Source organism: Pseudosulfitobacter pseudonitzschiae (assembly GCF_002222635.1).
In the GTDB taxonomy this organism is placed as follows: domain Bacteria; phylum Pseudomonadota; class Alphaproteobacteria; order Rhodobacterales; family Rhodobacteraceae; genus Pseudosulfitobacter; species Pseudosulfitobacter pseudonitzschiae_A.
In genome coordinates, this window is record NZ_CP022415.1 from 911,704 (window position 1) to 924,887 (window position 13,184).

The 13,184-nt window shown below is 61.1% G+C and carries 13 protein-coding genes and 1 tRNA gene; 3 read left to right on the top strand and 11 right to left on the bottom strand.

Translation table 11 applies throughout. From position 1 onward, the window contains the following. Positions 1 to 32: 32 nt before the first annotated feature. Entirely contained in the window at positions 33 to 515 is a 483-nt protein-coding gene (locus SULPSESMR1_RS04330; protein ID WP_089422140.1) for a DUF2244 domain-containing protein, read from the bottom strand. 181 nt (positions 516 to 696) lie between these two features. Further along, complete coding sequence (gene ctaD / locus SULPSESMR1_RS04335) at positions 697 to 2,364, bottom strand: cytochrome c oxidase subunit I (protein WP_089419714.1); 1,668 nt, start codon at positions 2,362 to 2,364, stop codon at positions 697 to 699. Between the two features lie 215 nt (positions 2,365 to 2,579). Between ctaD and SULPSESMR1_RS04340 the strand changes: the two genes are divergently transcribed. Further along, positions 2,580 to 3,869 carry an MFS transporter gene (locus SULPSESMR1_RS04340; RefSeq protein ID WP_250161470.1) on the top strand — a complete coding sequence of 430 codons (1,290 nt, stop codon included), beginning with the start codon at positions 2,580 to 2,582 and terminating at the stop codon, positions 3,867 to 3,869. A 3-nt stretch (positions 3,870 to 3,872) separates the two neighbouring features. Here SULPSESMR1_RS04340 and lipB read toward each other — a convergent pair whose 3' ends face one another. Continuing rightward, the gene (gene lipB, locus SULPSESMR1_RS04345; RefSeq protein ID WP_240311268.1) at positions 3,873 to 4,523 is read right to left on the bottom strand and encodes a lipoyl(octanoyl) transferase LipB; all 651 of its coding nucleotides are present in this window, start codon (positions 4,521 to 4,523) and stop codon (positions 3,873 to 3,875) included. A gap of 4 nt (positions 4,524 to 4,527) precedes the next feature. After that, on the bottom strand, positions 4,528 to 5,211 hold the full coding sequence (locus SULPSESMR1_RS04350) for a DsbA family oxidoreductase (protein WP_089419716.1): 684 nt from the start codon (positions 5,209 to 5,211) through the stop codon (positions 4,528 to 4,530). A 145-nt stretch (positions 5,212 to 5,356) separates the two neighbouring features. Between SULPSESMR1_RS04350 and SULPSESMR1_RS04355 the strand changes: the two genes are divergently transcribed. Together SULPSESMR1_RS04355 and SULPSESMR1_RS04360 are read left to right on the top strand one after the other, a co-directional pair. After that, positions 5,357 to 5,442, top strand: a tRNA-Leu gene (locus tag SULPSESMR1_RS04355). Positions 5,443 to 5,680: 238 nt separating this feature from the next. Continuing rightward, positions 5,681 to 6,580, top strand: coding sequence for a YihY/virulence factor BrkB family protein (locus SULPSESMR1_RS04360; protein WP_240311267.1), 900 nt, complete (start codon positions 5,681 to 5,683; stop codon positions 6,578 to 6,580). Between the two features lie 7 nt (positions 6,581 to 6,587). On the opposite strand, the gene SULPSESMR1_RS04365 is transcribed toward SULPSESMR1_RS04360, so the two are convergent. The 7 genes from SULPSESMR1_RS04365 to SULPSESMR1_RS04395 form a co-directional block, all read right to left on the bottom strand. Next, the gene (locus tag SULPSESMR1_RS04365; RefSeq protein WP_089419717.1) at positions 6,588 to 7,526 is read right to left on the bottom strand and encodes an AEC family transporter; all 939 of its coding nucleotides are present in this window, start codon (positions 7,524 to 7,526) and stop codon (positions 6,588 to 6,590) included. 68 nt (positions 7,527 to 7,594) lie between these two features. Further along, the gene (locus SULPSESMR1_RS04370) at positions 7,595 to 8,392 is read right to left on the bottom strand and encodes an MBL fold metallo-hydrolase (RefSeq protein ID WP_089419718.1); all 798 of its coding nucleotides are present in this window, start codon (positions 8,390 to 8,392) and stop codon (positions 7,595 to 7,597) included. Continuing rightward, positions 8,392 to 9,195 (bottom strand): TatD family hydrolase, encoded by an 804-nt coding sequence (locus tag SULPSESMR1_RS04375; RefSeq protein ID WP_089419719.1) that lies wholly within the window; start codon positions 9,193 to 9,195, stop codon positions 8,392 to 8,394. The genes SULPSESMR1_RS04370 and SULPSESMR1_RS04375 overlap by 1 nt, the downstream gene beginning before the upstream one ends. Before the next feature lie 8 nt (positions 9,196 to 9,203). Then, positions 9,204 to 10,334, bottom strand: coding sequence for a DNA polymerase III subunit delta' (locus tag SULPSESMR1_RS04380; RefSeq protein ID WP_089419720.1), 1,131 nt, complete (start codon positions 10,332 to 10,334; stop codon positions 9,204 to 9,206). Positions 10,335 to 10,415: 81 nt separating this feature from the next. Then, positions 10,416 to 11,063 (bottom strand): dTMP kinase, encoded by a 648-nt coding sequence (tmk, locus tag SULPSESMR1_RS04385; protein ID WP_089419721.1) that lies wholly within the window; start codon positions 11,061 to 11,063, stop codon positions 10,416 to 10,418. Continuing rightward, a complete protein-coding gene (locus SULPSESMR1_RS04390; RefSeq protein WP_089419722.1) occupies positions 11,060 to 12,229 on the bottom strand; it encodes a D-alanyl-D-alanine carboxypeptidase family protein in 1,170 nt (389 codons plus the stop codon). The genes tmk and SULPSESMR1_RS04390 overlap by 4 nt, the downstream gene beginning before the upstream one ends. A gap of 14 nt (positions 12,230 to 12,243) precedes the next feature. Next, positions 12,244 to 13,149, bottom strand: a complete 906-nt coding sequence (locus SULPSESMR1_RS04395; RefSeq protein ID WP_089422143.1) for an SPOR domain-containing protein — start codon at positions 13,147 to 13,149, stop codon at positions 12,244 to 12,246. Positions 13,150 to 13,184: the final 35 nt, after the last annotated feature.

A 13,184-nucleotide genomic window follows, 5' to 3' on the forward strand; every position in this document is an offset into this window, starting at 1 on the left:
TGTCCGGGGCGGCAGCACCCTCTAATAGCAAGCTAACGCCGCAAGGCGCGGTTCAGCTCGTCGTACAGGGCGATGCGCTCGTCCTCGGACAAAAATGCGCCGATCTCCACCTCTCGGCCCATCCCTTTGAGCGTGACGTAATGGGGTACCGGACCGTCTTTTTCGTATTTGGTGACTTGGGTCCAGTACCGGTTGCATTCCCATGCTTGCGTATCGCCCTTCGGGTTGGTGCGGATCAGCCGTGCTGTGTCACCTGACAGGGTCAGCACTTCGGTGATCTGGCGGGTGCGGTAATTGTGCTGAAGCGCAAAATAGACGCCCCAGACAGCCAGCAAGATGAACGGCAGCAGCCACCAAAGCAGCCGCGTACCCAGCAGCGGCAGGGTTGGAATCAGCAACAGCGTAAAGGTGGTCAGCACAAAGGCCGCCATCCCGCGTGCGGGCAGCGACTGATGTGGCCATAGGTGCAGTTCTTGGATCGGGGCCGTGGGGGCAGTTGTCCAGTTGTAGGGCATGGCGGGTGCTTTGGTGATTGTGTCTGCGCAAAAGGATAGCACCGCTAAGCGGCGCGGCAATGCGACACGCTGTTTTGTGTCGGGGATGGAGGTGACGGTGGTCAGGTGCGTAGCGCAAGGCATAGAAAAAGGGCCCCGACCGCCGTCGGAGCCCTTCTTTTTGGTTTAAATGGTCCGGCGCTTAGTGGCGCTGGTGGTCCCACTCTTCCTGCTTGGGCAGGATTTCGAACGTGTGCTCGGGTGGCGGGCTGGGCAGTGTCCATTCCAGCGTGTCCGCATATTCGTTCCACGGGTTCGCTTCTGTGACGCGGGCACCTTTCAGCAGTGAATAGATCACGATGCCGAAGAAGAAGATGAACGACGCAAAGGACAGGAACGCACCCCAGCTCGAAACATAGTTCCATGTGGAGAATGCCTCGGGGTAGTCGATGTAGCGACGTGGCATACCCTGACGACCCAAGAAGTGCTGCGGGAAGAAGGTGATGTTCGCACCGATGAACATCATCCAGAAGTGCAGCTTGCCCGCCCACTCGGGGTACATGCGGCCGGTCATTTTTGGGAAGTAGAAGTAGACCCCCGCAAAGATGGCAAACACGGCACCCAGCGACATCACGTAGTGGAAGTGTGCCACAACATAGTATGTGTCATGATAGGCGCGGTCGACTGCGGCCTGGCTGAGGACGATGCCGGTGACGCCGCCCACGGTGAACAGAACCAGAAAGCCAAAGGCCCAGAGCATCGGTGTCTTGAACTCGATCGAGCCCATCCACATGGTCGCGATCCACGAGAACACCTTGACCCCTGTGGGGACCGCGATGACCATCGTCGCAAGCATAAAGTAAGACTGCTGGTTCAGCGACATGCCGACCGTGTACATGTGGTGCGCCCACACGACAAAGCCCAGCACACCAATGGCGATTAGCGCCCAGACCATCGGCAGGTAGCCGAAGATCGGCTTGCGCGAGAAGGTGGCGATGACGTGGCTGATAATGCCAAAGCCCGGCAGGATCACGATGTAAACTTCGGGGTGACCAAAGAACCACAAGATGTGCTGGTACAGGACCGGATCACCGCCGCCGGCAGGATCAAAGAAGGTAAAGCCGAAGTTGCGGTCCATCAGCAGCATGGTGATTGCGCCCGCCAGAACCGGCAGCGACAGCAGGATCAGCCAGCTGGTGACAAAAATCGACCACGAGAACAGCGGCACCTTGAACAGGGTCATGCCAGGGGCACGCATGTTCAGGAAGGTGGTGATCATGTTGATCGCGCCCAGAATGGACGAGGCACCCGAGACGTGAACCGCGAAAATCGCAAGGTCCATCGCCATGCCGCCTTCGCGCACTGACAGGGGCGGATACAGAACCCAGCCCACACCAGCCCCGTGCTGCCCGCCCTCGGAAGGGGCCAGAACCGAACAGACGGCCAATGTTGTACCGGCGACATACATCCAGAACGACAGGTTGTTCATCCGCGGGAACGCCATATCCGGCGCGCCAATCTGCAACGGCATGAAATAGTTGCCAAACCCGCCGAACAGGGCGGGAATCACCACAAAGAACATCATCAGGATGCCGTGGCCGGTGATCAGCACGTTCCAGAGGTGCCCGTTGGGGGTACATACGTCAGACGATGCGATCAGACGCGCGCCTTCCTGACACATGAATTGAACACCGGGGCTCATCAATTCAAGGCGCATATAAACGGTAAATGCAACCGAGATGAAACCGGCGAAAGCCGACACGATAAGGTACAGAATACCGATATCTTTGTGGTTTGTGGACATGAACCAGCGGGTAAAGAACCCGCGTTCGTCGTGATGATCGTGCCCGTGAATGGCTGCGTCTGCCATGCGGTGCCTCCTGCTGAGATGACTGCAGGCCACGCCAAGAACGACGGTGACCCGGATATGGAGTGGTTCTAGTGTGTTGGGGCGGCTGCATCAATGGATGATCTTGCCACATGTGGGGAATAATTGTCGCGGGCAGGGCGCATTCGGACGAAAGCTTTGTATTCTGTGCAAATGCGCTATTTCCTTTCGGGTTCGCGCAGATGGAGAGGATCGCCTTGACCCCGCAGTTGCAAAGACGCCTGTACGGCGCGCTGACAGACGGTGATGCGCAGGCCGGTTCGCGGCAGATCCGCGCCTTTGTCACGCACTTTTCGGCGCTGACCGCATCGAAACTGGCGGGGGGGCTGCTTGATCCCAAGCTGGTGTTGTCGTCGGTGCTGGTGGCATTGGGCGCGCCCGGCGGACTGGTGGGGGCCTTGGTGCCGGTGCGCGAGGCGGGGGCGCTGTTGCCGCAACTGGCACTGGCGGGCTGGATCGAACGCACGGGCCAGCGCAAATGGTTCTGGGCGGTGGGCGCTGTGGGGCAGGGGATTGCCGCACTTGGCATGGCGGTCGCGGCCCTGACACTGGACGGATCGGCGGCAGGTTGGGCGATACTGGCGTGTCTTGCGGTGTTGGCGGTCTGCCGGTCGGCGGGATCAGCGAGTTACAAGGACGTATTGGCGCGCACCGTGGACAAAGGCACGCGTGGCACGGTGTCGGGTCTGGCGGGCACCATTGGGTCGATCGGGGTTTTTGCCTTTGCCATATTGCTCAGCGTTGGCATCATTCCGGGTAAACCATCTGCGATTGCCGCGGTGATCGTTGTGGCGGGCGCGCTGTTGATCGCAGCCGGACTGATATTTGCGCGGCTGGATGAGCCAGAGGCAGAGGTGGGCGATATCGATCACGGCCTTGGCGGATTGCGCGCGATCTTTGCACCGCTGCGCAAGGATGCCCAGTTGCGCCGCTATATCCTGACGCGGACGTTGCTGATCTCGACTGCATTGGCGCCGCCCTTTGTGGTGATGCTGGCGGCCTCGGATGGCAAAAGCGTCACACTTGGCCATTTGGGGCTGTTGGTGCTGGCCTCATCGGTGGCGGCGGTTGTGTCGTCCTATGTCTGGGGCCGCCTGTCGGATCGCTCGTCACGGCGCACGTTGATGTTTGCAGGGTTGGCAGCGGCGGGCGTGCTGGCGCTGGCCGCCACAGTCGGTACGCTCACGGGGGGCTTGGGCGGACCATTTGGGGCGGCTGGCTTCGTCTTTGCAGCGAAAATCGTCTATGAGGGGGCGCGGGCCGGACGTAAGACGCATCTGGCCGATATGGATGCAAACGGGCAAAAGGCGATCTACACCGCGCTCAGCAATTCGATTCTGGGGGTGATGTTGCTGCTGGGCGGCGGATTCGGGCTTTTGGCTGATCTGGTCGGGCCTGCACTGGTGCTGGGCGTTTTTGCGGCGATGGCGGCGGGCGGTGCGCTGGTAGCGATGGGGCTGGCAGAGGTGCAGCAGGACGCACAGTAGCAATCAGGCTTCGAACACCCTGTCAAAGCTGCGGCGCAGGGCGACGTCCACGTCGTCCATCGTTACCGGTAAACCCAGGTCAACCAGCGACGTGACACCGTGTTCGGTGATTCCACAGGGCACAATGCCGGTGAAATGATCCAGTTCCGGTTCGACATTGATGCTGATGCCATGAAAGCTGATCCACTTGCGCAAACGGATGCCAATCGCGGCGATCTTGTCCTCGGCGGCAGAGCCGTCCGGCTGCGGTGGCTTTTCGGGCCGTTGTACCCAGACACCGACGCGTCCGTTCCTGATCTCGCCCTTGACGTTGAAGCTGTCCAGCGTGTCGATCACCCATGCCTCTAGATTGCGCACAAAGCAGCGCACATCGCGCCCGCGTTTGCCCACGTCCAGCAGGGTATAGGCCACCCGTTGCCCCGGCCCGTGGTAGGTATATTGCCCGCCGCGTTTGGTGGGGTAGACCGGAAACCGGTCGGGATCTGTCAGGTCCGACGCTTTGGCCGAAGTGCCTGCGGTGTAAAGCGCGGGGTGTTCCAGCAGCCAGACACATTCATCCGCCATTCCCGCCGCGATCGCGGCGGCGCGGTCTTCCATCCATGCCTCAGCGGTGCGGTAATCGGTCAGGCCGGGGGTGGTGATCCATTCGACCATATGATCAGACGGCCTCTTCCAATGTCTGGCGCAGGATTTGCGCATAGTTTTCTGCGCCTTGCGCACCGGTGACCAGATATTTGCCTGCAAAGACCATCGATGGCACGCCAGAGATGCCGCGCGAGGTCCAGAAATCCTGTTTCTCGCGCACAGTGGCCGCCAATGCGCCGCTGTCCAGCACTTCGCGGGCGGCTTTGGCGTCCAGCCCGACCTTGGCGGCCACGTCGATCAACACTTCGGTGTCAGAGACATCGCGGTTGTCGGTGAAATGCGCCTCGAACAAGGCCAGTTTCAACGGATGTTGCAGCCCTTGGGATAGGGCAAAATCCAGCAACTGGTGCGCCTGAAACGAATTCACCATGCGGCTTTCGGGGGTAAAGTTGAAATCGAATCCCAGAGATTTTCCAAGCGCTTGCAATTGCTTGCGGTTTTGCGCGGATTGCTCGGCACTGGCGCCGTATTTCTCGGCGATATGCTCGGCGGTGTTCTGACCCTCGGGTGGCATGGTCGGGTTAAGTTCAAACGGATGCCAGCGGATACGCGCGCCAATGCCGGTGGCAGCCAGCGCTTGTTCCAGTTGCCGGTAGCCAACAATGCACCACGGACACATCACATCCGAGACGATATCAACCTCGATCACGGGCCCTTGGGGCTGGGGGGTGTCGGGCGCGGTGGTAGAGGTGGACATGGGACGTGATCCTTTCTGCTTTGCCTATAGGTCGTGCCTGCGCCGCCGAAATGCAACCCGCAGGCCCATGTATGCCGTCAGGGCAAATTTCCACTTCACATCTGACCAGAGGCGGTCTATAGCCCGCTCACCAAGCGACTGGCGTGCGGCCGTGGCGGAATGGTAGACGCGCAGCGTTGAGGTCGCTGTGGGGTAACACCCGTGGAAGTTCGAGTCTTCTCGGCCGCACCAATCTCTCAGGTTCGAACATCGTTTGAACGGACGCACCAGAATCCCCCGTCAGAATTCGCTTCCCCTGCTTATCGGCCAGGGTCTCGTTATTTTTTGAAATCCACCCGCATCGCGATACCTTTGCGGTGATCGGGCGCTTCTCCTTTGCGTGCCTTCGTCACAAAGCCTGTCAAGACGGGTTGAGGGTCGGCGGCAGAGGACGCATTGTGGTGGCGTTCTTTAAGTAACAGGTAACTGTGTGCCCCAGTCCGAGACACCCACCACCAACACACCTCCGGCCGCCTCTTATTCCCGATGGCGCCAGTGGTGGCGCATTTTGCGCCATGTCTGGGTTGATCTGGACGACAAGAATATGACGTTGATCGCCGCAGGCGTGGCGTTTTACGGGATTCTGGCGGTGTTTCCTGCGATTGCGGCCGTCATTGCCATCTGGGGCATCGTCGCTGACCCCGAGGTGGTCGCGATCGAGGTCGACAGGTTTCGCGCGGTGTTGCCGGAAGAGGTCTATAATCTGATTTCCCAGCAAATTGCGCAGCTGACCAATGGCGACCGGACCACGCTGACGTGGGCTTCGGCTGTGTCGTTGACGGTGGCGCTGTGGACCTCGCGGGCTGGTGTGGCGGCGGTGATGCGCGGGCTGAATGCAATTTACGGCCAGCCCAATCGCAACGGGTTCTCGCATTATGTCCGGGCGATCCTGCTGACGCTGACGTTGGTGGGCGTCGCACTTGTGGCATTGGCCTGTGTGGTGTTGGCCCCAATCATAATGCGCTTTGTGCCCTTTGGTGTGGCCAACAGCGGCCTTATCGAGTTGTCGCGCTGGGTTGTGATGGTGATCGTGCTTTATTCAGGAATTTCACTGCTCTACCGCATGGGGCCGGTTAAACGCGAGGCGCGGATGAAGTGGTTCACGCCGGGTGCAATCTTTGCCACCTTGGGCTGGACGGCGGCGTCACTGGGCTTTTCCATCTATTTGCAGAATTTTGGCAATTACAACGAAATCTACGGATCTATCGGGGCGGTGATTGCCTTGCTGATGTGGCTGTTTATCAGCGCCTTTCTGGTGTTGTTGGGTGGGTCGCTGAACGCGCATTTCGAACGTGAACGCTGGCACCGGCGCGCGCAGGATCCGGTGTGATCCGCATCTAGATATGTGTGCCCAAAGCCACCAGCCAGAGCCATGCGGTGATCACTGACGCCCCTGTGGCCACCAGCACCGATGACGCGGCCACCCTGCGTGCGCGGCCATATAGATTGGCAAAGATATAGGCATTGAAGCCCGGAGCCATTGCCGCTGTCAGCACTGCAGACCGGAAGAACTCGGGCGAGATTTGCAGTGATTTGCCAATGCTCCATGTGATTGCCGGATGCACGATCAGCGCCATCAGGCAAACCAGTGCTATGGGCAACTTGTCGCCCTCGGGTTTGTACTGGATCAATACGCCGCCCAAAGCGAACAGGGCGGCAGGCAGGGCCGCACGCACGATCAGGTCCAGCCCGTCGTTCAACACATCCGGAATGGGAATGTGCAGAAGGTTCACCGCAAAGCCCAGCATGATTCCGATCACCAGCGCATTGCGGAACATCGCACGGGTGACAGCGCGCGCCATTTTCAGCGGGCTTTCACCACGGTTGCGTGCAATCTCCATCACCGTGATCCCCAGCCCGTAGCAAAACGGCGAATGGATCGCGACAATGACAAAGTTGCCGGTAAGTGCCGCCGTGCCATAGGCGCGTTCGGTGATTGCCAACCCCAGCAGCACCGAATTCGAGAACAAACAGCAAAAGCCGATGACGATGCTGTCTTCCAGATCACGTTTCAGCAGATAGAACGACACCAGCGTGCCAAGCGCAAAACACGCACCCGCACCGGTGTAGAATGCGATCAGGATGCCGGGGTCGAAGTTGGCTGACAGGTCCATGCGCGCAATGGCCTGAAACAGCAGACATGGGATCGCAAAGCTTTGGGTGAACCGCATGACGCCGTCGATGCCCGAGACCGGAAAGGCCTTGGTCCAGACCGCCACATAACCAAAGCCGATGACAAGAAAGACGGGCAGGATGACGTCGAGAAGGGTTTGCATGGGCTTGGGCCTTGGGAGGGGTTTTGATCGGCCCTTCGGGGAGGATGCGAAAAGAACCTCGGAAGCGGTCAGTCGGGAAAGCGTAGGGTCAGCCCGTCATAGGCGGGTTGGATGTGGTCGGGGGTTTCGTCGGCAAGTGTCTGATAATCGAGGTCGATGTGCATATTGGTCAGTACGGCTTGTTTGGGCTGTATCTGTTCGATCCATTCCAGCGTTTGGGCCAGATGGCTGTGGGTCGGGTGCGGCTCGCGGCGCAGGGCGTCGATGATCCAGCAATCAAGGCCATGCAGGTGGGACCACGCCGCGTCGGGGATGGTGGCCACATCCGGCAGATAGACGACGTCCGCGATGCGGAACCCAAGCGCGTCGATCGCGCCGTGGCTGACCGAAAAGGGGGTAAAGGTGATATCGCCGCCTGCACCTGTCACCGTCACATCGCCGTCGATGGTGTTCATGTCCAGTATCGGAGGGTACATTGACCCCTTGGGTTGCACAAAAGCATAATCGAACCGGTCAAGCAGGGCCGCTTGGGTTTCGGGATCGGCCCAAACGGGCAGGCGCGCGCGCATGTTGAAAACGATCATCCGCAGATCGTCGATGCCGTGTACATGGTCGGCATGGCTGTGGGTGTAGATCACCGCATCCAGCCGTCCGACTTTGGCATCCAGCAACTGGCTGCGCAGATCGGGCGAAGTGTCGATCAACACGGTGGTGGTGCCTGCATTTGTGGTCCGTTCCACAAGGATCGAACAGCGGCGGCGGTTGTTTTTCGGGTTGGTCGGGTCGCAGGCCCCCCAATGGCCACCCAGACGCGGCACGCCACCCGACGAGCCGCAGCCCAGAATGGTAAAGCTCAGCTCGGCCATCAGGCGGGGGCCTTATACTGTGCGGCCTTGGTGAACAGACGCTCGAAGTTGGTTTGGGTTTGGGTGGCGAAGTCGGCGTATTCAAGCCCGAAGACTTCGGCACCGACACGGGCGGTATGCGCGGTATAGGCCGGTTGGTTGCGCCTGCCGCGATGCGGAGGCGGAGCCAGATAGGGCGCGTCGGTTTCCACCAGAATGCGGTCTACGGGGGCTGCGGCGAAAATATCGCGCAGTTCCTGGCTTTTGGGAAAAGCCGAGATGCCGGACATGCTGAGGTAGAAACCCAGATCCAATGCGGCGCGGGCCAGTTCGGCAGAGGAGGAAAAACAGTGCATGACGCAGCTGTAGGCGCCGTTTGCGTGTTCTTCGGCCAGAATGCGGGCCATATCGTCATCCGCGGCGCGGGCGTGGATGATCAGCGGCAGGCCGGTCTGGCGGGCGGCGGCGATGTGGATGCGCAGGCTTTGCTGCTGCACGTCGGCGCTTTCGGCGGTATAGTGGTAATCAAGGCCGGTTTCCCCGATACCTACGAATTTGGGGTGCTGCGCCAGCGTCACCAGTTCGTCTACCGAGGCCAGCGGCTCTTCGGCGGCGCTCATCGGATGGGTGCCTGCGGCGTAAAAGACGGGCGCGTATTTTTCAGCGATGGCGCGGACTTGCGGTTCGTTCTTTAGGCGGGTGCAGATGGTGACCATGCGCGTCACGCCCGCCGCTGCGGCGTCAGCGATGATCTGGTCGCGTTCGCCGTCAAAGTCGGGAAAATCGAGGTGGCAGTGACTGTCGGTGATGTGCGGTGTCTGCATTGGGCCCTTCAGGAAATGGCCTGTTGTTGAAGCTTGAAGAACGTATCCAGCACCAGCGCGGCAGGGTCAAGGTTGACCGCCCGCCCGTGTGCTGCGCGTGCGCTGACCTGTTGCTGGATGGTAGCCCAGCCGCGTGCGGCGCGGGCATCGGGTGCAAGGCGCGCCAGCACGGTGGATTCATGCGGCGCCGCCTGCGTGGTGGGCGGGCTACCGGTGGCACCGGTGCGTGCCAGGCGGCCAAGGGCGATGTCGAGCAACACAAAGAGCAGGTCAAGCTTGTCCGCTGCCCCGCGTTGGGCGGCGGCTTCGGCAAGTTTGAGCGTGCGGGCACGGTCGAGGTTGGGCAGTGAGCCCAGAAGGCCGATGATCTCGGCGTAGATTTGCAAGCCACCCGATAGCGACAGGCGCAACGCCTCGCCCACCGATCCGGCGGACAGTTCGGCGAGGGCTGCGGCATTGTTGCCCGCGTCGATGCCGGCCTGAGACATCGACTGTGCCATCTGGTCGGGGCTCAACGTGCCCAGCCGCAGCGTGCGACACCGCGAACGGATCGTGGGCAGAAGCCGCGACGGTTGGTGCGAAATCAGCAAGATTGTGGCACGGGCGGGTGGTTCTTCGAGCATTTTCAGCAGGGCGTTGGCCGCTTGGGTGTTCATGTCGTCGGCAGCATCGACGATGACAACGCGGCGACCCCCATCGGTTGCGGACATCTGGAAAAAGCTTGCCAGACGGCGAATGTCTTCGACCACGATCTGGTCGCGCATCCGTCCGGTTTTTTCGTTCACGGTGCGGGTGATCGATTTCAACCCCGGCTCAGCCCGTGCGGCGATGCGGCGTGCGACCGGATGGTCGGGGTCAATGTGCAGGGTGGTGGGCGGCGGCGGCGCGCCGAACATACTGCCGTCGTCCGTCGGATCGGGCGTGGCAAGCAAGAAACGCGCGATGGCCCAAGCCAGCGTGGCCTTGCCAACGCCGCGCGGGCCGGTGAGCATCCATGCGTGGTGCAAACGCGCGCAGGCAAAAGCATCAAGAAAAGCGTGCTGGGCCGCGTCCTGTCCAATCAGTTGCCCAGCCTCGCTGGGATGCGGGGCGCCGTTGACCTGATCGGCAGGCTGGATATCGGGTGCGGTGGTGGCCATGGCTGTGGTCTAGCACTGTGTTGCGGCGGTTGGAATGGGGCTCTGCCCCCACGCCGCTGGCGACGTTCCCCCGGGATATTATTAGCCAAAAGAAGACAGGTGGCCGGCGACGGTCCGGTTTACATCTGTGGCCACTGTTTCGATGGCACGGCCCCCGTCAACGATGCGGAAGCGGTCGGGGAATTCTGACGCGAGGGCCAGAAAACCCGCACGCATCTGCGCTTGCAGGTCGGTGCCGAAATCCTCGAAACGCTCTTCGGCGGTCTGGCGTGATTTGGCGCGGGCATGGCCGGTGTCGGGGTCCATGTCGATCAGCACGGTCAGGTCGGGTTCCCGCCCGATCATCAGGCTGTGCAACTGGTCCACGGTGGCGCGCAGATCACCGCGCGACAGGCCCTGATACATGCGGGTGCTGTCGGCAAAGCGGTCGCAAATCACGACTTTGCCTGCGGTGAGGGCCGGGTTGATCGTGCGTTCCAGATGGTCGCGGCGGGCTGCTGTGAACAGCAGGATTTCAGTTTCGGCAGACCAGCGGTCGGGATCACCCTGAAGCACCAGTGCGCGGATTTCTTCGGCCCCCGGCGAGCCGCCGGGTTCACGGGTCAGCACGACGTCATAGCCTGCGGCGCGCAGATGCTCTGCCAACAGACGGGCTTGGGTGGATTTGCCCGAACCGTCGATGCCCTCGAACGTGATGAAAGTGCCGAGCGGTTCTTGTGGCTGGCTCAACTGGCGGCCTCGGCTTCATCGTCGGGGCCGCGGTTCAGCCGGTCGAGCAGGATAAGGGCGACAGTGGTGATTTTGGCCATAAAGCCAGCGGGGGCGACAGAGGCTTCGGCGACCAGCGGCACGCGGGTTTCTGGCAGCCCTTCGGGCTGCAGTACCAGTTCGGCCACTGTATCACCTGCGGCAATGGGGGCCTTGATGGGGCCGGTGTAGACGACCTCGGCTTCGATGTTGTCACCGGCCAGCACCGGCAGCAGTACCGTCAGATCCTCTCCCAGCGTCAGTCCGACGGTTTTGGCCTGACCCATCCAGACGTCGGCCTGTGTGATCCGCTTGCCCGCTTTGCCAAGGGGGCGTTGCGCAAACTGGCGAAAGGCCCAGTTTACCATCGCTTCCGCCTCTTCGGCACGGGCTTCGGCAGAGGACATGCCCGACAGCACAAAGATGATACGACGGTCGCCCTGCACAGCGGAACCGACAAGGCCGTAGCCTGCCTCTTGGGTGTGGCCGGTTTTCAGTCCGTCCGCGCCGATGCCAAGGCCCAGCAGCGGGTTGCGATTGAACCGGTTGGAGGATTCGGTGGGATCGAAAAGATATTCTTTCTCGGCGAAGAGCGGGTAATATTGCGGAAAGTCGGTGATCATACGGTTGGCCAACAACGCCAAATCGCGCATCGACATCAGGTGGCCCGCCTGCGGCCAGCCGTTCGAGTTGGCGAAGGTCGAGTTGGTCATGCCCATTTTCACCGCGCGCTGCGTCATCATCCGCGCAAAGCCTGCTTCGGTGCCATCGGGGCTGAGCGCTTCGGCGATCACGGCACAGGCGTCGTTGCCCGACAACACGATGATGCCGCGTAACAGGCTTTCGACCGGCACGCGTTCACCTGCCTTGAGGAATAGGGTCGAGCCTGCGTAATTCATCGCGTGCTGCGACACGGGCAGTTCTTCGTTCAGCGTCAGACGACCATCGCCCAAAGCTTCGAACGCCATGTAAAGCGTCATCAGCTTGGACATCGACGCAGGTGGCAAGGGTTGGTCTGCGTTCTTGGCCAACAGCACCGTGCCCGTTGTCTGGTCCAGCACAAAGGCAGAACTGGCGCGGGTGTCAAAGGCCAGCGCGGGCAGGGTGGTGAGGATCAGCGCAAAAGCGGCAGCGAGGGTGCGGATCATCGTTTGGGTGTCCTTTAGTTGGTCACGGCATAGGCATCAGAGAAGCCCTGTTCCTTGATCTTGGCAAGAAGCAGTTTGCGTTCGGATGCAGTTGCGGCGGGGCCTACGACCACACGCCAGAAGGTTTTCCCGTTTGCTTCGAAGGGTTTGATCGTGGGCAAGACGCCTGAACCGCGCATCTGGTTTGCGGTGCGGTCGGCGTTGGCTTCGACCGAGAAGATGCCGATCTGGATATAGGGTTTGTCCAGCGACGCAGTGCGGGGGATCGCAGCGGGGGCCGGTGTGGTGGCTGGGGCAGGGGTGGCGGCCACAGGTGTGGCGGGTTCGGCCAGCGCGGATTCGGCAACCGAAACCGGATCAAGCGATGTGGCCGCGACCTCGGAGGCAGCGGGCAAGGCTGCGCCATCGGTGCCGGTTGTGGGCTCGGCAGGAGTCTCGTCGGCAACTTCCTCCTTACGCAAGGCTGTCACGTTCAACTCGACCGGCGCGCCGGCCAACATGCCAAGAGAGGTCGCCGCATCTGACGACACCTGAAGCCGCGGCCCCGGAATGTCACGTTCGCGCCGGAACAGTGCGCCGACGACGAATTTGCCATTGGTCTGGTTGCGGATGATCACCCGCTCGGGGTCTTTCACATCCGGATGTGCCACCCAGACACCGCCCAGCGACGGGCGACCGTCCCACAGGCCTGCTTCTGTGGTCGAGAACACGTCAGGGGCTTCGATATCACGCTCGACCGTTTTGCGGGTGCGTTTGGTGGCGCTGACCTGTTCGGTGCCATTTGCCTTGCCTGCCAGCCCCTGACCAAGGTTGAACTGGCCGCTTTCGTCGCATCCGGCCAGCAAGGCCAATGCGCAGGTGATTGCCGTCAAGCCTTTGGTGTGATTCAATAATTTTGTAGAGAACACTGCCCAAGCCATCATCATCAAATCCTTGCCTGTCTCCGGCACCCCAT